This window comes from Archangium sp. (genome assembly GCF_045802675.1).
Classification (GTDB): Bacteria; Myxococcota; Myxococcia; order Myxococcales; family Myxococcaceae; genus Archangium.
Window position 1 is genome coordinate 75,489 of sequence record NZ_JBJMQO010000145.1, and the last position, 20,787, is coordinate 96,275.

Annotated in this window: 16 protein-coding genes; 6 read left to right on the top strand and 10 right to left on the bottom strand. The window is 70.3% G+C overall.

What is annotated here, in order from left to right; all coding sequences use genetic code 11:
* Positions 1–3: 3 nt before the first annotated feature.
* Complete coding sequence (locus tag ACJ8AN_RS39930) at positions 4–1,830, bottom strand: OPT/YSL family transporter (protein WP_407760883.1); 1,827 nt, start codon at positions 1,828–1,830, stop codon at positions 4–6.
* Entirely contained in the window at positions 1,827–4,139 is a 2,313-nt protein-coding gene (locus ACJ8AN_RS39935) for a PAS domain-containing protein (RefSeq protein ID WP_407760884.1), read from the bottom strand. Before ACJ8AN_RS39935 ends, ACJ8AN_RS39930 begins: the two co-directional genes overlap by 4 nt.
* A 205-nt stretch (positions 4,140–4,344) precedes the next feature.
* Here ACJ8AN_RS39935 and ACJ8AN_RS39940 point away from each other — a divergent pair, with 205 nt between their 5' ends.
* Both ACJ8AN_RS39940 and ACJ8AN_RS39945 read left to right on the top strand, forming a co-directional pair.
* The gene (locus tag ACJ8AN_RS39940; protein ID WP_407760885.1) at positions 4,345–5,736 is read left to right on the top strand and encodes a protein kinase domain-containing protein; all 1,392 of its coding nucleotides are present in this window, start codon (positions 4,345–4,347) and stop codon (positions 5,734–5,736) included.
* Between the two features lie 437 nt (positions 5,737–6,173).
* Positions 6,174–7,061: a hypothetical protein gene (locus ACJ8AN_RS39945; RefSeq protein ID WP_407760886.1), complete on the top strand. Its 888-nt coding sequence runs from the start codon at positions 6,174–6,176 to the stop codon at positions 7,059–7,061.
* A gap of 4 nt (positions 7,062–7,065) precedes the next feature.
* Here the strand turns inward: ACJ8AN_RS39945 and ACJ8AN_RS39950 are convergent, their stop codons facing one another.
* The gene (locus ACJ8AN_RS39950) at positions 7,066–7,824 is read right to left on the bottom strand and encodes a YqjF family protein (RefSeq protein ID WP_407760887.1); all 759 of its coding nucleotides are present in this window, start codon (positions 7,822–7,824) and stop codon (positions 7,066–7,068) included.
* A 201-nt stretch (positions 7,825–8,025) separates the two neighbouring features.
* Here ACJ8AN_RS39950 and ACJ8AN_RS39955 point away from each other — a divergent pair, with 201 nt between their 5' ends.
* A complete protein-coding gene (locus ACJ8AN_RS39955) occupies positions 8,026–9,216 on the top strand; it encodes a hydroxymethylglutaryl-CoA synthase (RefSeq protein ID WP_407760888.1) in 1,191 nt (396 codons plus the stop codon).
* Positions 9,217–9,280: 64 nt separating this feature from the next.
* Here ACJ8AN_RS39955 and ACJ8AN_RS39960 read toward each other — a convergent pair whose 3' ends face one another.
* The 5 genes from ACJ8AN_RS39960 to ACJ8AN_RS39980 all read right to left on the bottom strand — a co-directional run bounded on the left by ACJ8AN_RS39960 (position 9,281) and on the right by ACJ8AN_RS39980 (position 15,321).
* Complete coding sequence (locus ACJ8AN_RS39960) at positions 9,281–10,621, bottom strand: M24 family metallopeptidase (protein ID WP_407760889.1); 1,341 nt, start codon at positions 10,619–10,621, stop codon at positions 9,281–9,283.
* A 68-nt stretch (positions 10,622–10,689) separates the two neighbouring features.
* Entirely contained in the window at positions 10,690–11,196 is a 507-nt protein-coding gene (locus ACJ8AN_RS39965) for a MarR family winged helix-turn-helix transcriptional regulator (protein ID WP_407760890.1), read from the bottom strand.
* A 39-nt stretch (positions 11,197–11,235) separates the two neighbouring features.
* Complete coding sequence (locus tag ACJ8AN_RS39970; protein ID WP_407760891.1) at positions 11,236–11,745, bottom strand: OmpA family protein; 510 nt, start codon at positions 11,743–11,745, stop codon at positions 11,236–11,238.
* Between the two features lie 89 nt (positions 11,746–11,834).
* Positions 11,835–13,214: a sigma-54-dependent transcriptional regulator gene (locus tag ACJ8AN_RS39975; RefSeq protein WP_407760892.1), complete on the bottom strand. Its 1,380-nt coding sequence runs from the start codon at positions 13,212–13,214 to the stop codon at positions 11,835–11,837.
* On the bottom strand, positions 13,204–15,321 hold the full coding sequence (locus ACJ8AN_RS39980; RefSeq protein WP_407760893.1) for a two-component system sensor histidine kinase NtrB: 2,118 nt from the start codon (positions 15,319–15,321) through the stop codon (positions 13,204–13,206). Before ACJ8AN_RS39980 ends, ACJ8AN_RS39975 begins: the two co-directional genes overlap by 11 nt.
* A 289-nt stretch (positions 15,322–15,610) precedes the next feature.
* Between ACJ8AN_RS39980 and ACJ8AN_RS39985 the strand changes: the two genes are divergently transcribed.
* The 3 genes from ACJ8AN_RS39985 to ACJ8AN_RS39995 are packed head-to-tail and all read left to right on the top strand — an operon-like array spanning position 15,611 to position 18,740.
* Positions 15,611–16,711, top strand: coding sequence for a sugar ABC transporter substrate-binding protein (locus ACJ8AN_RS39985; RefSeq protein WP_407760894.1), 1,101 nt, complete (start codon positions 15,611–15,613; stop codon positions 16,709–16,711).
* A gap of 17 nt (positions 16,712–16,728) precedes the next feature.
* Positions 16,729–17,517 (top strand): ATP-binding cassette domain-containing protein, encoded by a 789-nt coding sequence (locus tag ACJ8AN_RS39990; RefSeq protein WP_407760895.1) that lies wholly within the window; start codon positions 16,729–16,731, stop codon positions 17,515–17,517.
* Positions 17,514–18,740, top strand: coding sequence for a sugar ABC transporter permease (locus ACJ8AN_RS39995; protein WP_407760896.1), 1,227 nt, complete (start codon positions 17,514–17,516; stop codon positions 18,738–18,740). Before ACJ8AN_RS39990 ends, ACJ8AN_RS39995 begins: the two co-directional genes overlap by 4 nt.
* A gap of 213 nt (positions 18,741–18,953) precedes the next feature.
* Here ACJ8AN_RS39995 and ACJ8AN_RS40000 read toward each other — a convergent pair whose 3' ends face one another.
* Positions 18,954–19,709, bottom strand: a complete 756-nt coding sequence (locus ACJ8AN_RS40000) for a DUF5953 family protein (protein WP_407760897.1) — start codon at positions 19,707–19,709, stop codon at positions 18,954–18,956.
* The gene (locus ACJ8AN_RS40005) at positions 19,706–20,632 is read right to left on the bottom strand and encodes a DUF6310 domain-containing protein (protein WP_407760898.1); all 927 of its coding nucleotides are present in this window, start codon (positions 20,630–20,632) and stop codon (positions 19,706–19,708) included. Before ACJ8AN_RS40005 ends, ACJ8AN_RS40000 begins: the two co-directional genes overlap by 4 nt.
* Positions 20,633–20,787 lie beyond the last annotated feature (155 nt).

A 20,787-nucleotide genomic window follows, 5' to 3' on the forward strand; every position in this document is an offset into this window, starting at 1 on the left:
ACCTCAGCCCGGCGGGAGGATGAGGCCGGAGGCGATCAACGCCGAGATGAGCACGCCGATGAGGGCCTCGCCGACGATGGCCCCCGCGCCCGCGGACTGGACCGTCTGCGTGGACGAGGGCCTCAGCCGGGCCGCGAGCACGGGAATCATCGCCCCCGCGCACAGCGTGACGCCGTAGAAGGCGGGCAGGACGAAGCCGATGCCCATGGCGGCCGCCGAGGGCAGCAGCCGCGCCAGCCGCCCGCGCGCGCCCACCGACAGCAGCACGCCCAGGACGAAGGCCAGGCCCATGGCCAGCGCGGACGCGCGCGGCAGGCCCGCCAGCCCATGCGAGGTGACCTGCGCCACGGCCTTGAATTGCACCCCCGTGGGCACGGGCAGCTCGGGCGAGCCCAGCCCGTGCACGGACACCAGCAGGGAGTAGGTGGGCACGGCCACGGCGGCGCCCAGCAGCAGCCCCGAGAGCTGGATGAGGAGCTGGCGCGAGGCCCGCGCTCCGAGCAGGCGCCCGGCCTGGAGCGACCACAGGCTCGCGCTGGTGTGCGACGCGGCGCCCGACACCACGCCGCCCGCGCCGATGTTGAGCCCGGGCACGTCCGGAGCCACCATGCCGAAGCCCACCTGGGCCACCTGCCCCACGGAGCTCATGGGCGCGATGTCCGTCTGGCCCGTGACGCGGGCGCACACCGCGCACAGCGGGAAGGCCATCAGCAGCGCCAGCAGGAAGTAGAGCGGACCCATGTGGAAGGCGAACCACGCCATGCCCAGCGTGAGCAGGATGGCCGGGAGCACCGCCCTCGCCACCCAGCGGCCGGCCGTGGACTCCCAGCCCCCGCCCTGCACGCCGAGTTGCCGCAAGTCCCTCATCGCCGCCGGCAGGGCGCGCACCTGGGACGCGAGCGACGTGGCCGCCGCCCCCACCATCAGCCCCACGCCGGGCCAGAGCAGCCACGCGGAGAGGTGCTGGAAATCCACCTCCGTGACGATGCCCGAGTGCACCAGCCACGGCGCCAGGCCCACCCACGCCACCAGCGTGCCCAGCAGGATGCTCAATCCCGCGTGGGGGCCCACCAGCACGCCGATGCCCAGCATCATCGGATTCCAGCCGATGCCCAGCATCAGGGTGTCCGCCCCGAGCCCTCCCACGCGCACCGAGGCGGGCAGCAGCGAGAACCCCGGCACGAGCCCACGCGCATCCCGCAGCCAGGTGAGCACCACCGAGCACAGGCCGCTGGCCCACAGGCCCCGAGCGCGCGCGGCATAGGCCGAGTCGGTGGAGTGCAGCGTGGAGATGAGCTCCGCGGTGGCGGCCCCGGTGGGGAACGGCAGGGCCTCGTCCTCGAGCAGGCGCCGGCGCAGCGAGAAGGCGAACAGCACGCCGAGCGTCCCCAGCCCCACGCCCCACAGCGCCACGGCCCAACCGGGCGGCTGCGTCCCCAGGAGCGCGAGCGCGGGCACGGCGCCCAGCAGTCCGGCGCTGGCGGGCATCGCACCCACCGACACCGCGGCCGTCTGGGAGACATTGGTCTCGAGCGGGGACAGCGGCGTCCCCCGCCGGGCGAACGCCGACAGGCCGCCGAAGGCCAGCAGCGAGGACAGCACGCACCCGGACTCCCAGAAGCCCGTCTTCAGTCCCGTGTAGACATTGGTGACGGCCAGCACCGTGCCGATGAGTCCGCCGGCCACCAGGGCGCGCGCCGTCAGCTCGGCCCGCGCGGGGGCTGCTGGTATCTCTGGAACGGGGTGGAGCGAGCGCTGCGCGGACGCATCCGGCGCCTGCACCGGGGCCGCGGGGGCCGCCGCGGCACGTCCCGACTGTCGCTCGCTCATCTCGCGCCACCTTGGAAGACGGCGACGGGCGAGGAGGCGGACGGAGCCGGCGTGGCGGGCGACTGGGCGGAGCGGCCCACCAGCGCCCGGAGCTGCCGCAAGTCGAGCGGCTTGCTGAGCTTCGGGTTGGACACCTCCTGCAGGAAGCTCAGCGCGCGCGGGGTGAAGGCTCCACCCGTCATGAACACCACGCGCTGGGCCTGATCCGGCGTCGAGCGATTCAGCTCCGCGTACAGGTCCATGCCCGTCATCCCCGGCATCATCACGTCACAGAGGATGAGATCGTAGCGGTGGCCCTGCTCCAGCAGCTTGAGCGCGGCGCGGGCCGTGTTGACGGTGGCCACCTCGTGCTCGGGCGACAGCGAGCGCTGCAGCGCCCGCGTCACATAGGGCTCGTCGTCCACCACGAGGATGCGCGCACGGCCCGCGGCGGGCACGGGCGCGGGCTCCTGCCGCACCTCCACCGGAGTCCCGGCCACGCCCAGGTGCACGCGGAAGGTGCTCCCCTTGCCCGGCGTGCTCTCCACGGCGATGCGCCCACCCATCGAGTCGATGATGCCGTGGCAGATGGACAGTCCCAGTCCCGTGCCCTCGCCCACCGGCTTGGTGGTGAAGAACGGATCGAAGATGCGCGCCTGCACCTCGGACGACATGCCCACGCCCGTGTCGCGCACCTCCACCACCACCTCGCCCGTGCCGCCCTCGCGGATGACGACGCGGATTTCATGATCCTTCGCGTCGGCCTCGGGAATGGCATGCGCCGCGTTGAGCATCAGGTTGAGGAACACCTGGCACAGGCGCGACTCGTTGCCCTGCACCGAGGGCACGGGCTCGAACTGCGTCACCAGCCGGGCGCGGTGCTTGATGACGTTGTCCGCCATCTTGCACGCCAGCTCCACCGCCTTGCTCACCTCCACCGGGCCCAGCCTGTCCTCCTGCTGGCCGCGGGCGAACGTCTTCAGGTCCCTCACGATGGAGGCGATGCGCTCGGCGCCCTCCACCGTCTCGCGCACCACCTGGTGCAGCGGCTCCACGGACTCGGCCACCGGCGACTTGCGCAGCTTCTCCAGGCCCTCGGAGACGAGGTGCAGGTTGACGAGCATGTACGCGAGCGGATTGTTGATTTCATGCGCCACGCCCGCGCCCAGCGTGCCCACCGAGGCCAGCCGGTCCGCCATCTGCAGCCGCGTCTGGAGCAGGCGGCGCTCGGTGGTGTCGCGGTGCACCAGGATGTGGGCGATGGTCCGTCCCTCCGCGTCGCGCAGGGGCGCCACCACCGACTCGCAGTAGCACTGCGAGCCGTCGGGCCGCTTGAAGTCCACCTCGCCCGTCCACCGGCCCTTGCTCTCCAGCGCCGCGAGCACCTCCTGGGTGCGCTTGTCCTCCTGGCCCGGGTGCAGGAGCGTGAAGAGCGTCTGCCCGAGCGCCTCGGCCTTGCCCCGGCCGAACATCTTCTCCGCGCTCGCGTTCCAGTCGATGATGCGCCCGCCGCCGTCGGTGATGACCACGCCCTCGCACAGGCTCTCGAAGATGAGTGCCTGGCGGCGCAGCTCCTGCTCGGCCACCTTGCGCTCGGTGATGTCCATCACCGTGCCGGTAATCCGCACCGGGGTGCCGGTCTCGTCGCACAGCACGTCGCCCTTGCAGGACAGCCAGCGGCCGCGCGCCCCCGCCACTTCGATGCGGTACTCCACGTCCAGGTGCACGCGCTGGGCGAGCGCCGTGGCCAGCGCCTCGCGCACGCGCGGCAGGTCTCCCGGGTGAACCACCTCGGACAGATCCGTGGGGCGCCCCGACAGCGAGCCCACCGGCAGGCTCAACAACCGGTCCACCTGCTCGGACCACGTCACCGCGCCGGTGACGGCGTTCCAATCCCAGATGCCCACGCGCGCCGCGCTCAGCGCCTGGCGCAGCTGCTCCTCGCCCTGCTCCACCAGCTCGCGCATGGAGAAGCGCAGCACCGTGACGGTGCCAATCTGCACCCGGTCTCCCTCGTGCAGCTCGGCGGACGCGATGCGCACGCCATTGAGGTAGGTGCCGTTGGTCGAGCCCAGGTCCGCCAGGTGGAAGCCGCCCTCGGCCGTGCGCGAGATGCGCGCGTGCCGCCGCGACACACCGTGGTCATTGATTTGAAAGCCCGCGTCCGCTCCCCGTCCGAGCACGTGATCCGCCGACTCGATGCGGAACACCTTGCCGATCGCCGCCGGCGTCGTCGTGCTCGTGAGGATGAGGCACGCACTCTCCGAGGAAGGGAGCGGCTTTGCGGGCCCTCCACACATCGTGAGATCGTCCACCATCTTCATGGCCATGCTCTTCCCGGGGGCAGGAGTTCGTCAGCCGAAGAAGTATCCAGCAGAGTTGGGGCCCGGAGCACCTGTCCCCCACGGTGCAGTCCGGGCGCATCCATCCACCACTGGACACCTTGGCCCAGAAGGGTAACCCAAGTGCCCGCCGCTCGACAGAGGCCCCCCCCCGCGCCGGAGCGGCTCCGCTGGCGCTGCTACCGTTGAACCAATGGCGGACACGGACAGCACCTTCCACATCCTCCCTCGCAACGAGCGGACACCCCCCCGTGACATCCCCACTCGCGCGCAGCCCGCACCGGGCTCTCTGGCCGGCGAGTACATGCTCAAGGCGGTGCTCGCCTCCGGCGGCCATGGCGCGGTGTACGAAGCGGAACACCGGATTCTCGGCCGGCGCGCCGCGGTCAAGGTGCTGCATCCGCACCTGACGGATCAGGGCGAGATGCTGCAGCGCTTCGTGCGCGAGGCCCGCGTCGTCAATCAGATACGCCACCCGCACATCGTCGACGTCTACGACTTCGGCATGCTGCCGGATGGCAGCCCCTACTATGTGATGGAGCTGTTGCCGGGGCGCACGCTCAGCCAGCTGCTGCAGGAGCGCGGGCGGCTGTCGCCGGAGCGGGCGCTGGCGTACCTCGAGCCGGTGTGCGCGGCGCTGGATGCGGCGCACCACGCGGGCGTGGTGCACCGAGACCTCAAGGCGAGCAACGTGGCGGTGGTGTCCGAGGGAGAGCCGCCGGTGGTGAAGCTGCTGGACTTCGGCATCGCCAAGTTCATCCACCCCGAGCCGGGGCAGGAGGGGCTGACGATGGCGGGCCAGCGGCTGGGCACCTCGCAGGCCATGGCGCCCGAGCAGTTCCGCGGCGGCAGCATCGGCCCCACCACGGACGTGTACGCGCTGGGCGTGCTCCTCTACCAGATGCTCACGGGCCACTACCCCTTCCAGTCCGAGGACAGACTGGAGGTGGAGCGGATGCACCTGGAGGCGCCGCCGCCCAGGCCGAGCACCGAGGCGCCCGTGCCGCCCGCGGTGGACGCGGTGGTGCTGCGCTGCCTGGAGAAGGAAGCGGACCGGCGCTACCCGGACGTGGCCTCCTTCCGTGCCGCGCTGCGCGAGGCGGTGACTCCCACGTCGGCCGAGCGGGTGACGGCCAGCGGCCGCAGCGTGCGCGCCTTCGCCCTGCACGCCGAGGTGGTGCTCGAGGACGGGGCCGAGGACGACGCCGCGTACGCCACCGTCTCCGAGGTGCTCGACGGCCTGGAGCAGGATTTGCGCGCCGCGGGCTTCGTGCTCGCCGTGCAGACGGGCATGGCGCTGCTGGGCGTGCGTCCGCTCGACGAGCCCCCGCGCGCGGAGGCCCACGAGCTGCTGGAGACGGCGCGCGAGCTGCACCAACGCGCCCAGGCCCGTGCGGCCGGTACCCGCGTGAGCGTGCACGCCTGCGCCCACGTGGGTCAGGTGGATGCGCGCCGCGGCCCCGAGGGCGTCGAAATCACCGGCGGTCCCCTGGCGGACATCGCCGGCTGGGTGGTGCGCGACGCGAGCGGTTTCGGCGTCACCCCCTCGGCCGCGCGCGCCTGCTCCCTGCCGCTCGCCGGCTGACGGGCACCACCCCACCCCGCCCCCTCCTCTTGAACAGGGCGTGAGGCCTTCCGGGCCTCCCGGCGCCCTCTCGCGTCCGCGCGGCGTCCCCTCACGCCGTCGTGGGGACCGCGTACGTCGTCCGAGGTGACGCAACAGGTCATCCACTGCCCGACACTGCGTGCAAGTGGAATTCGCCCGCTCAACGAATCAGCTGTCTCAATCCTGACCGATTAGACCCGTTTGACGGGGCAGTCCTTTTTTTCATCTCTCACGGTACTCACACTAATAAGCGTGGAGATCAGGTTGTCGGGCCTTTTCCGAGAGTCTCCACGGGGGAGTTACAGGCAGAACAGAATTCCGCATCCGTTCCCAGGGGGTGGCCCATGCTGTTGAAGACCTTCGAGTCTCGGCGCAGTGGTTGGGAGCTTCGTCCGGCGGCGGGTTGGGGGGGGTTGGTGACTCTCGTGTTGGCCTGCGGCGCCATCGGCTGCGGACCGGAGGGCGGACTGCCGGAAGAGCTGGAGCCCCTGGGGAGTACGACGCGGAAAGTCACCCTCTACAACGGCCTGAGCCTCAACGGCCTGAGCCTCAACGGCCTGAGCCTCAACGGCCTGAGCCTCAACGGCCTGAGCCTCAACGGCCTGTCGACGAGCACCTTCAGCTCCTGGTTCCAGGGCGACCCCTCGGTGCGCGACGAGGTGATGCAGTACGTGGTGGCGTGCGCGGTGCCCTCGGGCCAGACGCGCTCGTACACGGACCCGAGCACCAACGTCACCTATACGTGGAGCGGCCAGCTGGGCCTGGCGGCGAGCTGGGCGAGCGGCTCGACGGCCACCACGACGGAGCTGCAGGTGGTGTCGGCCTGCATGGCGGCGCACGCCAACAAGTTCGGCCTGCACATCAACATCTCGCTGCTGGGGCTCAACGGCACGGGCAACTCCATCCCCTACACGAGCCAGGAGCTGACGGACTACAGCGTCCAGGAGGCGTGCTTCTTCGGCAACCTCTTCGACGGGAGCACGGGCATCTTCGGCGGCAACGATGGCCTGTCGCTGAGCAGCACCCAGAGCAGCCCGCGCGTGTGCGGCCTCTCCGGCTCCATCAACTCCTCGCAGTGCCCGCCGCTCAGCTACGTGGGCAGCTGCTCCACGTACTGCACCAAGGACTCGACGAACACCTTCTACACGTCCTGCACCTACAACGGCACCACCTACCGGCCCATCACCACGCGCATGAAGCCCGCGGACATCTACAGCTGCGGTGACGGGGTGTGCCAGGCGACGGAGCACTGCGGCTCGGGCAGCACGCCCAGCAGCTGCGCCGCCGACTGCGGCTCCTGCTAGTGGGTCACGGCTCCACGGGCTCGAGGCGGAACACGTCGACGTCGACGCCTTCCGAGAAGAGGGCCAGCGGGGGCTCGGGAGGACGGGAGATGCCAGCGGCCGCCAGCAGCGACTCGTCCAGGCCCTCCACGTCGGCGCCCCGCACCGGGTAGGGCGAGTGGTGCACCTGGCCGCGGAAGAGCTTCCCGCGCGCGGTGGAGTAGAGGAAGTAGCGCTCGACGAGGAAGTGCTGGAGCGTGTCCGGCGTGGAGCTGGAGGCGGGGCCCTTGGGCGAGCAGCGCACGGCGCAGGTGGCGGGCGTGGGCCCGGGCCAGCGGCGCTCGGAGCGGTAGGCGAAGGACTCCCCCTGCGCGCCCACGGTGAGCTCCATGCCCGCGTAGTGGTACGGCAGCTTGAACCAGGCCCGGGCGAGCCGCACCGCGATGGCGTTGGCCGCCTCCAGGCTGAAGAACCAGACGCCGGGGTCCTTCCCCTTGTAGTGCACGTACGTGCGCACGTTGGTCTCGTGGAAGTCCGACAGGAAGCCCACGGCGGGCAGGCCGCGCGGACGCACCCCCTGCATGGTGAAGGGCACCAGACCCACCCACGCCCGGCCGTCGAACGTGTCGAGCGTCAGCCCTGGCGGCAGCAGCGGCGCCACCACCTCCGGCGGAAAGGACCAATGCAGGAACAGGAGGTGGCGCCAGCGCTGGTACATCACCGGCCGCTCATCCGGACGGCGCGTGGGGCCGATGCGATCGATGGAGGATTCGGGATGGAGCACGGGCGCCTTCATAACCCCGGAGCCCCCCGCGCCACCGTGCAAGGGGCTCCGTAGGGCGTCTGGGATCGTCTTCATCACCTTTTCCCACCTTGTCGCCAGGACAAGCGGATGTGGGGGTGGAAACCCACCCTACCGATCGGTCAGTATGTTCATCCCCCCACAAATCAGTGAACCCCCACTGAAGAATTGAAGGAGCGCTGGATGCAGGCAGGACTGGAGAGCCTTGGGATCGCCGTTCCCCCCACCTACGTGGAGCTGGCGGAGCTCGCCAAGGCGCGTGGCGTGGCACCCGGCAAGTACGTGGACGGACTGGGTGTGACGCGCATGGCCGTGCCGCAGGTGGAGGAGGACACGGTGACGCTGGCGGCGCGCGCGGCCCGCATGGCGATGGACGCGGCCGGGTGCTCGGCCGAGGACGTGGGCATGCTGGTGGTGGGCACCGAGACGGCGGTGGACCACTCCAAGCCGGTGTCCTCGTACGTGCAGGGCCTGCTGGGCCTGTCCACGCGCTGCCGCGTCTTCGAGACCAAGCACGCGTGCTACGGCGGCACCGCGGCGCTGCTGCTGGCCATGGACTGGGTGCGCTCGGGCAGCGCGAAGGGCAAGAAGGCGCTCATCATCTGCTCGGATATTGCCCGCTACGGGGTGGGCACGCCGGGTGAGCCCACGCAGGGCGCGGGCGCGGTGGCGCTGCTCGTGTCCGACAAGCCCAAGCTGCTGGCCTTCGAGACGGGCAAGACGGGCGCGTACGCCAAGGACGTCATGGACTTCTGGCGGCCGCTCTACTCGAAGGACGCGGTGGTGGACGGGCACTACTCGGTGCAGTGCTACCTGGAGGCGGTCGAGGGCGCGTACAAGGCCTACCAGGAGGCCGCGGAGGACGCGGGCGGCGAGGGCTTCTACAGCGACCGCTTCGCCGCGCTCGTGTACCACGTGCCGTACGGGAAGATGTCGCGCAAGGCGCACCGCCACCTGCGCACGCTGGACGGGGACAAGGACCCGGACGCGAGCTTCGATCGGCTGGTGGGCCCCAGCCTCGTGCTGCCCTCGCAGGTGGGCAACATCTACACGGGCTCCATGTACCTGGCGCTGGCGAGCCTCCTGTCGTCCTCGCGCGAGGACCTCACGGGCAAGCGGATTGGCCTGTTCTCGTACGGCAGCGGCTCGTGCGCGGAGTTCTTCAGCGCGGTGGTGACGCCCGAGGCGCAGGCGCGCGTGAAGGCGCTGGGCCTGGAGAATCTGCTGGAGCGGCGGCGCGCGCTGAGCATCCCCGAGTACGAGGCCATCATGGCCGCGCGCGAGAAGCTCGATGACAAGCCCGCCGAGGAGACGGCCGGCGAGGGCTTCCGCTACCAGGGCACGCGCGACCACAAGCGCATCTACGCGCGCTGAGCGCACCCCGCCGGGGGGCGGGGATTGCACGGCCCGCGAGCCACCTGCTCGCGGGCCGTCGCGCTCAGGGAATCACGTAGTACGCCTCCTGCCGGGGGACGAAGAAGCGCCAGCCCCCGGCGGTGAGGTACGCGGGATCCTCCTGCATCGCGTACACCTCCTGGCCCTCCCACTCGGGCACCGGCGTGCGCGTGTTGAGCTCGATGGCGATGTACGAGCCCTCGCGCAGCTTCCTCGGCTCCTCCTGACGGCTCGCCGAGCGGAAGTCGATGGCCGCCCCCAGCGCGTGTCCCTGGTTGCCCAGCGGGTGCGAGTACACCTGGGCCTCGATTCCCCTCTCCTTCATTCCGGCCATCACCGCCTCGTACACGTCGGCGGACGAGCGCCCCGGATGCGACTCCTTCACCATCGCGTCCTGAAGCGCGTTCGTGTTCGCCAGCGCCCGCTTCAGCCCCTCGGGCACGTCCTTCTCTCCCTCGCGCAGCACGTAGGCCATCTTCTGCCAGTCGGTGTTCAGCCCCAGGTAGCTGATGCCGAAGTCCACGTGCAGCAGGTCCCCCCGCTCGATGACCAGGTCCTCCTTCGCCACCGCGAGGAAGCCCCTCGACGAGGCGTTGCCCTGCGCCTTGCGCTGCACGCGCAAGTCCGGCTGGAACCACGTGCCCACGCCCAGCCGCCCCAGCTCGTCGTACAGCCAGCGGCGCACGTCCCCCACCTTCGTGACACCCGGCTTCACCACCTCGGCCGAGAGCGCCCGCTTCACCACCCGCTCCGTCAGCGCCACCATCTCCCGGTAGTGCTCCAGCTCCTCGGGGAGGCGCGTGTCCAGGTACTCCTCGATGAGCGGCGCCGCGCTCACGAAGCGCGCCTCCGCCTCGGCCCCCAGCGCCTCCACGAGGAACGCATACGAGTCCCGCGTCAGGCTGCGCGTCACCCCACGCTTGCCCCCGATGCCCAGCGCGATGGTGCGCGGCTGGTAGCGCGCGTAGAGCGCCGCCAGCGCTTCCTTCTGCTTGCGCGGCTCCTCGGGCGGCTCGAAGAAGCGCGCGAGGCTCTCCTCGGCATAGGCCGTCAGCGCGTACTTCTTCAGCCCCTGCTCGCCCGCGTCGATGAACACGAAGACGTCCCGGTTGCCCGCGTAGGGACGCGGCGGCGCCACGTGCGGGGTGAGCGGATCATCGTGGAACTCCTCGTTCACCACGAGCCACATGCCCACGCCGTGGTGGCGCATCATCGGCAGCAACAGCTCATGGCGCTTCGCGAGCCAGGCCTCGCGCACGGCGAGCTGCCCGGACCAGGACAGCAGCCCCGGCCTCTCCGCCTCCGTGGACGCGGGGCGGGCCGTGGCACACGCCACGTTCAGCGCGAGCAGCAGGCAGGAAACGGCACGGCGGTTTGGCGTCAACGCGGGACTCCGAGCGAAGGTGTGCGCGCAGACTATCCGAGCCGCGCCGCACACCGCTCCCTCGCGAGTCACCGCTCGCCTGGCGGCCGCGCCGCTCCGAGCGGGCACTCCTGCTGGATCCCCGCGAACAACTCCTGTGTGAGCACGGTGAGCAGCTCGCGGGCATCCACCAGCCGCTCCTCCGGTATTCGGGAGAGCACCCGCTGTACGGCCATCTCCACCGGCCCAGTGGAAGGCACGTCCAGCACGCGGCCCGCCTCGGTGAGCGAGAAGAGCGAGCTCCGCCCATCGTCCGGGTCCGGCTCGCGCTCGACATGCCCACACTTTTCCAGGCGCTGCAGGATGCCGGTGATCGTACTGGGGTGGAGAAGCAGGAGGTCCGAGAGCCGACTCGCGGAGATGCGGGGGAAGCGTCCCACCATCCGCACCACGAGCCGCTGAGGGCCCGTCACCCCCAGCCTGGACCGCATGTGCTTGGAGGTGGCGTTCATCCGGTTCTCCACGGCCCACAACAGGCGCATGAGCTCCAACTCCGCGCCCAGGTCCAGCGCCTGGGCCTCGTCAATTCCTTTCATGGCCACGGTCTCCCCGGGGGTACCTCGACCACGGCCGCACTACGGGGCCTGACGGAAGGAGAACTCGGCGCGGCGGTTCTTCTCCAGCTCGCGCGCGTCCGCCGGCTTCTCCTCGCCGTAAGACAGCACCTGGATGCGCTGGGGCTCGACGCCCAGGCGCCCGAGGTGGGTGCGAACGATGTCGGCGCGGCGCTGGCCCAGGGCCAGGTTGTACTCGGTGGTGCCCAGCTCGCAGGTGTGCCCCGACACCGTCACCCGGGCCTGGGGACGCTGGCGCAGCGCCAGCGCGAGGCGCTCCAGCGAGTCCTGGGCCTCGGGTGTCAGGCTGGCGGAGTCGAGTGTGAAGTAGATGGGCCCGGCCGCGAGCGCCGCGAGCGCCTCATCCGAGGTGGACGGCTTGCCCTCGTCGCGGACCGTTACCTGGGCGGCCGGTGCGGTCGGTGCGGGCCGCTCCACGCCAGTGGTCGTGACGCTGTTGCGGTTGTTGGCCGCGCAGCCCGACAGGCCGAGCGCCAGGAGAAGACACGGAAGAAAGCGGTGCGGATTCATGCCCAGACACGAGAGCAAGGCCCGTGCCGCCTCCACTCCGAGGGGAGCACCGCGCCCGCGGCCTCCGTGTCTGGCAAAGCGCCCGGGTCCTACCGTTGCGAAATGCCGCCGTCGGCGCGCTCGCGCCGGTGGATGGTGGAGACGTCGATGCCCAGCAGCTCCGCCGCGCGCGTCTTGTTGCCCCCACACCGAGCGAGCACCCAGGCGATGTACTCGCTCTCCAACTGCCGCAGCGGCACCACCTGGTCCTGCACCGCCGCCAGCGGATGCGCGGGCAGGCCCGCCGCGGCCCCGGACGCGTGCAAGCGCAGCAGCGGCAGGTCCACGAGCGGCTGGGCGCCGAGCAGCACCAGGCGCTGCACGAGGTTCTCCAGCTCGCGCACGTTGCCCGGCCACGGCATGCGCGCCAGCTCCGCCACCACCTCCGGGGCCAGCCCCATCACCGGGGAGCGCGGGTTGCGCGCGCGCGCCTGGGCAATGAAGTGCTCGACCAGCATCGGAAGGTCCTCTCCGCGCTCGCGCAACGGAGGCACCCGGAGCGACACGACGTTGAGCCGGTAGAAGAGGTCCGCCCGGAAGCGCCCCTCCTTCACCCGCGCCTCCAGGTCCTGGTGGGTCGCGGCGATGACGCGCACCTCGACGCTGCGCGCACCATCCGCTCCGACGGCCCGCACCTCGCCGTCCTCCAGCACCCGCAGCAGCTTCGCCTGGAGCTCGGGAGCCATGTCGCCAATCTCGTCGAGGAACAGCGTGCCTCCATCCGCCTCGACGAACAGGCCCCGGCGCGCCGTGGTCGCCCCCGTGAAGGCGCCCTTCACGTGGCCGAAGAGCTCGCTCTCCAGCAGCGCATGGGGCAATGCGGTGCAGTTGACCGCCACGAAGGGCCCGTCCTTCCGCGAGCCCTCCACGTGGAGCGCCCGGGCGACCAGCTCCTTTCCGCTCCCACTCTCGCCGCGCACCAGCACTGCCACATCGGAAGGCGCCACGCGCTCGATGAGCTCATACAGGGCCCGCATGGGCGCGCTGTGGCCCAGCAACGCGCCCAGGCCCCCGCGGTCCGCCGCCTGGCGCTTGAGCGTGCGGTGCTCGGCGCGCAGACGCCGCTCCTCCAGCGCCCGCCCGACATAGAGGAGGATCTCATCCAGGCGGAAGGGCTTGGTGAGGTAGTGGTAGGCGCCGCGCTTCATCGCCTCCACCGCGCTCTCCACCGCGCCAAAGGCGGTCATCATCAGCACCGGGAGCCCCGGGTCTATCTTCAACGCCGCCGCGAGCACATCCAGCCCATCCACCTCCTTCATGCGCAGGTCGCACAGCACGACGTCGTAGAGGCGGGAGCGCAGCAGGGAGATGGCCTCCGCGCCGCTGCTCGCCACGTCCACGAGGTAGCCGGCGTCCGTGAGGGGCTCATGGAGCATCTCCCCCATCTCCACGTGGTCATCCACCACGAGCACCCGAGCGCTAGACGGCATGTTGTTCCTCCCAGCTGGGGGCGGCCACCGGCCACCGCAGCGTGACGCGGGTGCCCCGGCCCGGCTCGCTGTCGATCTCCACCTGGCCCCCGTGGTTGCGGACGATTTGCGCCACCATGGTCAGCCCCAGGCCCGTGCCCTGGCCCCGCTTCTTGGTGGTGAAGAAGGGATCGAAAATCTGATGCAGGTGCTCCGGGGCGATGCCACAGCCGTCGTCCTCGATGCGCAGCTCGAGCAGGCCCCGCGCCCCGGCCGCGTCCTCGGGTAGCTGCGAGGCGCTCAGCCGCACGTGGCCTCCGGCCTCGCAGGCGTCACAGGCGTTGAGCACGAGGTTGAGCAGCACCTGCTGGAGCTGGTCGGCATCGGCCGCGAGCGGGGGCAGCTCCTCGGACACGTCGACGTGGAGCCGCACCCGCCTGCGGTCCGCCTCCACCTGCATCAACTCCTGGAGGCCCTGCACCAGCGGAGCCAGCAGCACCGCGCGGGCCTCGGCGGGCTGGAAGCGCGAGAAGTCGAGCAGCTGCCGGATGGTGCGGCTCACCCGATCTATCTGGCTGATGATAGCGCTGAGCCCCCTGCCCTGCGGGTGCTCGGCGCCGCCCAGCTTGCTCAACATGTACTCGGCGCGGCCCCGGATGACCCCCAGGGGAGTGCCAATCTCATGGGCCACGCCCGCGGCGAGCACGCCCACCGTGGCGAGCTTCTCCGCCCGCAGTAGCTGGTCCTCGAGCATGCGCACGTTGCTCAAATCCTCGAGCACCACGAGGGTGCGCACCTCTTCCTCCCCGTGCTCCAGCGGGACGGCGTGGACGTTGTACTGGCCCTTCTCACCGAAGAGGCTGAGCGTCTCGCCATGCAGGCTGCGCACCCGTCCGTCCGCGCGCGTGGCCTCCACCAGCGCCGTGAGCCGCCGCACCACGGGAGCGGGCGCGGCGGGGAAGGCCTCCGAGAGCGAGCCACCCAGCGCGCTGGCCGGCAGCCGGGCGCGGAGGGCCTGATTCACGGCGCTGATGCGGCCCCCGTCGCTCAACGCGAGGACGCCCGTGGGGATGTGGTCCAGAATCTTCTGCGTCTTCTCGTGGAGGTGCGCCAGGCGGTCGGCGTGCCGGCGGCTCTCGCGCAGCGCCACGGCGCGGCGGTTGGCGAGCACGACGTACGCCCCGAAGGTGACGAGGAAGACGGCCACCAGGAACGCGGCGAAGGACAGGCGCAGCACCAGGGTGCGCTCGTGGGAACGCAGCGCCCGCGTGGACGAGAGCATCGCCACGGACCAGGACGCCTCGCCGCGCATGCGGATGGGCAGGAAGGAGGCCACCACGTCGGCCGTCCCGAGCCCGAGCCGGGTAGCCTCCCCCTCGTGGAGCAGGAGCGTCCCGGACTCCCCCGCGCGCATGCGCGTGGTCAGCGCGCGCAGTCCTGGCACCCGCTCGCCCTCCTGCCCCAGGCGCAGGTACCAGTCCGCCACCTCCGGGTCGCTCAGGAGCGAGGGGCGCCCATGGAAGCCGAGCAGCAGCAACCGGGTGTTCTCGTCCGAGGTCACCAGCCGCAGCGGGGCGAAGAACGGCTCGGTGTCCACCAGGAAGGCGATGGCGCCTCCACCGCCCGGGGCCTCCGCGGGCAGCCGGGTGGCGAAGACACGCATCCACCCCGAGGACGCATCCGCGACCGGAGGCGAGGGCGTGATGCGCTCCCGAGGACCGTCGAGCGCCAGGCGCGCGGTGTCCGCCAGGGCCGTGGCATGGCCCGGCGGGAGCGGTTGGAGCAGGGCCCGCCGGTCCACCTGGGTCATCAGCTCGCGGCCGTCGGGCCCGTAGACGGCGACAGCGCGGTACTGGCCCACCGCCTCCAGCAGGGCGCGCAGCTCACGGCGGTGGTCCTCGGGGGAGCCGGGCTGGGCGAGCAGCTCACCCGCGAAGGTCAGGTCGTCTCCCAGGTCCTCGAGCGCCTCGGCGACGCCTCGTGTGGCCTCCTGGAGCTGGGCGGAGCGCTCGCGTCCGAACTGTTCGACCAGCGCCTGCCGGTCGCGCTGGATGACCGCCACGGCCCCTCCGGCGACGCTTGCCAGGGCCAGGAACAGGAGCAGGAGGGGAACGAGTGAGCGCTGCATGGGAGAGGGGCTGACAGACAACGCAATTCCAGTGCCAGCCGTTCCCCGAGGAGAGCGTCTCCCGGACACCGGAGCCGCCCGCGCAAAGCGCCACGTGGGGGGCTGGCACTTTGCCAGGGGGCCCCTGGCGCTCCCTGGCGCGGCAGGCACACGCGGACGCGGGCCCGCGCGGGGGCCTACCCCGGGTTGAATCCAGGACACTCCTCAGGTCCCGCATGAGGTGAGGAGCACGCGTTGTGCGGGAATGCGCACCCGTCGCAGCCTCGACGAAAGGAAGGCCCGAGTGGAGATGCGCTTCTCGAACAGCCGCGTGGCGATGGCCGCGCTGGGCGTATTGCTGATCACCGCCTGCAACCGGGACAAGAAGCCCGAGGGTGCGGGCGCGGGAGGTGGAGCGGGGGACAAGACGATCGCCCTGCTCCTGCCCGAGACGAAGACGGCCCGTTACGAGTCCCATGACCGCCCGCTCTTCGAGCGCAAGGTCAAGGCGCTGTGTCCCGAGTGCCAGGTCATCTACAGCAACGCGGACCAGAACGCCGCCAAGCAGCAGGACCAGGCCGAGGCCGCGCTCACCAATGGCGCCCGCGTGCTGGTGTTGGATCCGGTCGACTCGGCCTCGGCGTCGGCCATCGTGGCGCGCGCGAAGCAGTCCAAGATTCCGGTCATCAGCTATGACCGGCTCATCGTCAACGCGGACGTGGACTACTACATCTCCTTCGACAACGAGAAGGTCGGCAAGCTGCAGGGCCAGGCGCTGGTGGACAAGCTGCGTAAGGACGGGAAGACGAGCGGCACGCTGGTGATGATCAACGGCTCTCCCACCGACAACAACGCGAAGCTCTTCAAGGCCGGAGCGCACTCGGTCATCGACGGCAGTGGCTTCACGGTGGGCGCCGAGTACGACACGCCCGACTGGAGCCCGGACAAGGCGCAGCAGCAGATGGAGCAGTCCATCACCCGCTTCGGCAAGGCGGACATCATCGGCGTCTACGCGGCCAATGACGGCACCGCTGGCGGAGCCATCGCGGCGATGAAGGCGGCCGGTGTCACGCCGCTGCCGCCCGTGACGGGCCAGGATGCCGAGCTCGCCGGTATCCAGCGCGTCGTATCGGGAGAGCAGTACATGACGGTGTACAAGGCCATCAAGCCCGAGGCGGAGACCGCCGCCGAGCTCGCCGTCACGCTGCTGCGCGGGCAGCAGCCGGAAGCCGGGAAGCTCAACGCCAAGGTTCCCAACGGCAAGAAGGACGTGCCCTCCATCCTGCTCGCCCCGGTGGTGGTGACGAAGGACACCGTGAAGAGCACCGTGGTGGCGGACGGGTTCTGGACGCCCGCGCAAATCTGCGTGGGGGCCTACCAGCAGGCCTGTCAGGCCGCGCAGCTCCAATAACAGACGAGCACGAACACATGCCTTCGACCGCACTGCTGGAATTGAGAGGGATTTCCAAGCGCTTCGGCGCCGTACAGGCCCTCCACAAGGTGGACTTCGAGGTCTACCCCGGAGAGGTCGTGGCCTTGATGGGAGACAACGGGGCCGGGAAGTCGACCCTCGTCAAGACCCTCTCCGGCATCAACCTGGTGGAGGAGGGACAGATTTTCTTCCAGGGCCAGCAGGTGCAGCTCACGGGGCCGCAGAGCGCCACGGCGCTGGGAATCGCGACCGTGTACCAGGACCTCGCGCTCTGCGACAACCTGGACGTGGTGGGCAACCTGTTCCTCGGCCGCGAGCTGCGCGCCGGCGGGCTGGGGCGGCTGCTCGGGTGGATGGATGAGACGGCCATGGAGCTGCAGGCCACGCAGCTGCTCGAGAAGCTCTCGGTGAGCATCCCCAGCGTGCGCACGCAGGTGGCGTCGCTCTCCGGCGGACAGCGGCAGTCCATCGCGGTGGCCCGCTCGATGATGGGCTCGCCCAAGGTGGTGCTGCTGGACGAGCCCACCGCCGCCCTGGGTGTGGCGCAGACCCGGCAGGTGCTCGAGCTCATCCGCCGGCTGCGCCAGCAGGGGCTCGGGGTGGTGATCATCAGCCACAACCTCGTGGACGTGTTCTCGGTAGCCGATCGCATCATCGTGATGCGGCTCGGCAAACGGGTGGGCTCGTTCGCGGTGAAGGACACGACCGAGGTGGACATCGTCGCGGCCATCACCGGGGCGCACACCTCCGAGGTGGAGCAGACCTTGAAGGGAGGTGCGACATGAGCGCCAAGGAAATGGCCCGAGACCCACGGCTCGTCAGCGATGCGCCCGGTCTCAAGGGCGCCTGGGAGGGTTACCGCCGCAAGCTGGCGCAGGGCGAGCTGGGCAGCCTGCCCGTCATCGTGGGCCTGGCCGCCATCTGGCTCATCTTCTACTCGACCAACGCCCGCTTCCTGTCCCCCGTCAACCTCACCAACCTGATGCTGCAGATCTCCGCCATGGGCACCATCTCGGTGGGGCTGGTGCTGGTGCTGCTGCTCGGGGAGATTGATTTGTCCGCCGGAGCCGTGAGCGGCCTGGCGGCGGCGGTGATGGCCGTGCTGAGCGTCAAGCACGGGTGGGGAGCGGTGCCCTCGCTGCTGGCGGGACTGGGCACGGGCGCGGCGGTGGGGCTGTTCCACGGCCTGTGGCTCACCCGGTTGCGAGTGCCCTCCTTCGTGGTCACCCTGGCCGGTCTGCTCGGGTGGCAGGGCGCGCTGCTATACGTGCTGGGAGACACGGGCACGGTCAACCTGAACGATGACCTGCTCGTGGGCCTCGCGGGGACCTTCTTCGAGCCGGCCATCGGCTGGGCGCTGACGGCCGTGGCCATCGCCGTGATGGTGGCGGTGGAGCTGCTCGGACGGAAGCGGCGGGCGAAGGAGGGACTGCCCGTGCCGTCGTGGCGCGGCACGCTGACGACGCTGGGAGCGCCCGCCGCGGTGCTGGTGGCGACCATGGTCATCTTCACGCTCGACCGCGGCTTGCCGCTGGCGGTGGTCCTCTTCGTGGGCCTGGCGCTGCTGGTGGCTCTGCTCCTGAGTCAGACGCGCTTCGGACGTCACACCTTCTCGGTGGGAGGCAACGCGGAGGCCTCGCGGCGCGCGGGCATCTCGGTGCCGGGAGTGCGCGTGGTCATCTTCACGCTGGCGTCGACGCTGGCCGCGGCCGGAGGGATTCTCGCGGCCTCGCGCCTGATGGCCGTCAACCAGTCCTCGGGCAGCGGTGACGTGCTGCTCAATGCCATCGCGGCGGCGGTCATCGGAGGGACGAGTCTCTTCGGTGGCCGGGGCTCGGCCTGGTCGGCGCTGCTGGGCGCGCTCGTCATCGGCTCCATCTCCAACGGCATGGATCTGCTGGCGCTCTCGTCCTCGGTGAAGTTCATGGTGACGGGCGGAGTGCTGCTGGTGGCCGCGTCCATCGACGCGCTCTCGCGCAAGGGCAGACAGGCCTCCGGCCGGGCGTGAGCCGTTCCAGGAGAAAGGGAGCGGGTTCGATTCCCGCTGGGGCCGGTGCCGTCGTGGTGGGCATCGAGGGGGAGCGCGCGCAGCTCGGCTGCCCCTGCACCCTCAAGCTGTGGGAGGCAACCTGGCCGCGCACCGTCACCCTTGGGAACGTCACGTTCCCCGAGGGCAAAGCGAAGGGGCCCTGAGCACGGCCAGCGCGAGCCGTGCCGAGCCTCAAGGGGCTGCGCGCCCGCCAATCTCGGGGAAGCGCTCGTAGGCCCGTTTAAGCGCGTCCAGGTGGGCCGGGTTGTCCAGGTCGAGCGGCGCGTCGGTGAGCTGCACAACCCAACCGCCCGTCGCGGTACGCCGTGAGCGTGACAGCAGCTCCGCATCGCGGGCGGGGTCCGGAAAGCCGATGGCCCGTGCGGCAGCGGCGGACCAGTAGTTCAGCCACCCGAGGTAATAGGGAATCTCGGGCGAGCGGATGTGCTCGAAGAGCTTGAGGGCGGGCAGCCCCCGGCGTGGGGACGGCGGCCCTTGCAGCGTGGGTGCCGTCTGATACGCGATGTCCCCCGCAGCGTCGTCCGGCGTCGCACGCCCCCACAACGCACGAGCCCCCTCCGCCACGCCCTCAAGCACAGCCGCCGCTGCCGCGATCACAGGCTTATCCAGCGGCAGTTCCGCATACACTTCAAACTGGGCCTGACCGCCTGGGCTGAGGAGTCCAGGTCTTTCCCCTCCGTTAACAGTCACGGGGTAACTCGCGTCCCCGTTGCACACGATTGGGAAGCCCCCGTCTACAGTATTTTCTGCGAGCCACGCATCCCGCTGCGGCAAGGCGATGGGGCGCCCGCCTTTGGAGAGCCGCCATTCCAGGCGAAGGCCGGGGAGCGCCTTTTCCATTCCATGGACGACAGCGAGCGCGCGGCGGTCGTTGCCCACGAGCGCAGGCGCGTAGACAATGACGATGAGGGTTTTATGCTTAGTCATCGTTTGCACCCCGTGACGACGATATTGAGGGACTGATCCCGTTGCAGCAGCGCGAGCTTGTGCGCGTCGGTGCTCACGCCAATTACGAAGCCATACCCACATGTCACCGCAGCAGCTCGTTCCTTCTTGATTTGCGTGTATTCCTTCTCAATTTCCTGACGCCGGACAAAGGCGTTGTACGTGTCAAATCGATGGGTCTTGATCTCCCACAGCACACGCACGCCGACTTGCAGCGCGTCGAAGCTCACGCCGCCCACGAGCACATCCATTCCGGGATAACGGTTGGGCGGAAACTGATCGGCGCACCTGTTATGCGCGTCATCCTCGCCCGCGTGCGGTTCCGGGATGGGTTCGCACCTGCGACGGCGCTCCTGCTCCGAGGTTTCGATGGGCCCCACGGGAGGGAAGTCCGGCCCTTTGGGCTCCGGCTTGGGCCTTTTTTCCGGCGAGGGTTTCTGCGGGGCGGGCGCTGTTTCAGGCACGGGTCGCGTTTCTGGCACGGGCCTTACCTCGGGGTGGCCCATATCCAGCGCATACGCATCCATGGCCTCTTTGATGGCGAAGCCCACCACCACCACGCCCGCGACGATCACCGCTCCCACGACGATCTCCGGTGCCGCCAGCACGCAAACCCCGACCCCCAGGGCAGCAGCACCGGCAGAGGCAACCGCGCATCGCCCCGTGGTGTCGTGGAACTCGATCCGGTCATGGTCCAGCGCATGAAAGCACCGCTCCGCCAGCTCGGGCCAGGGCTCAGAAGCTTCGCGGACGGCGCATCGCCCCCCATCCGTCCAGGGCAGCTTCGCCGCACGCTGGAGGTTGGCGAGCCTCGGGTCGCGGGCCGCTGGCTCTCTTGGGGTGGGCGGTGTTGTCGTACAGGCTGAGAGAAAGAGCAGAAGTGCGATGCACGCTCGGAAACGCATGGCCGGTCCTCCATTGGAGCTAGGACCTAAGCGCCCGGACATAGATGTTGTACACCTCCAGTATGGAGCCGCTGGAGGTAGATGAGGAGGAGCGTGCGCGGCTGAGGGAACTGGGCCGCGCACCTACAGTGAGCTGGTGGGTGCGCGATCGGGTA

Excerpts from the sequence above, each read along its gene's own strand:
- ACJ8AN_RS39970 (WP_407760891.1), bottom strand. The coding sequence starts at position 11,745 with ATGAATCCGCACCGCTTTCTTCCGTGTCTTCTCCTGGCGCTCGGCCTG.
- ACJ8AN_RS39965 (WP_407760890.1), bottom strand. The coding sequence starts at position 11,196 with ATGAAAGGAATTGACGAGGCCCAGGCGCTGGACCTGGGCGCGGAGTTG.
- ACJ8AN_RS39995 (WP_407760896.1), top strand. The coding sequence starts at position 17,514 with ATGAGCGCCAAGGAAATGGCCCGAGACCCACGGCTCGTCAGCGATGCG.
- ACJ8AN_RS39985 (WP_407760894.1), top strand. The coding sequence starts at position 15,611 with ATGCGCTTCTCGAACAGCCGCGTGGCGATGGCCGCGCTGGGCGTATTG.
- ACJ8AN_RS39930 (WP_407760883.1), bottom strand. The coding sequence starts at position 1,830 with ATGAGCGAGCGACAGTCGGGACGTGCCGCGGCGGCCCCCGCGGCCCCG.
- ACJ8AN_RS39990 (WP_407760895.1), top strand. The coding sequence starts at position 16,729 with ATGCCTTCGACCGCACTGCTGGAATTGAGAGGGATTTCCAAGCGCTTC.
- ACJ8AN_RS39935 (WP_407760884.1), bottom strand. The coding sequence starts at position 4,139 with ATGGCCATGAAGATGGTGGACGATCTCACGATGTGTGGAGGGCCCGCA.
- ACJ8AN_RS39955 (WP_407760888.1), top strand. The coding sequence starts at position 8,026 with ATGCAGGCAGGACTGGAGAGCCTTGGGATCGCCGTTCCCCCCACCTAC.
- ACJ8AN_RS39975 (WP_407760892.1), bottom strand. The coding sequence starts at position 13,214 with ATGCCGTCTAGCGCTCGGGTGCTCGTGGTGGATGACCACGTGGAGATG.
- ACJ8AN_RS39940 (WP_407760885.1), top strand. The coding sequence starts at position 4,345 with ATGGCGGACACGGACAGCACCTTCCACATCCTCCCTCGCAACGAGCGG.
- ACJ8AN_RS40000 (WP_407760897.1), bottom strand. The coding sequence starts at position 19,709 with ATGACTAAGCATAAAACCCTCATCGTCATTGTCTACGCGCCTGCGCTC.
- ACJ8AN_RS39980 (WP_407760893.1), bottom strand. The coding sequence starts at position 15,321 with ATGCAGCGCTCACTCGTTCCCCTCCTGCTCCTGTTCCTGGCCCTGGCA.
- ACJ8AN_RS40005 (WP_407760898.1), bottom strand. The coding sequence starts at position 20,632 with ATGCGTTTCCGAGCGTGCATCGCACTTCTGCTCTTTCTCTCAGCCTGT.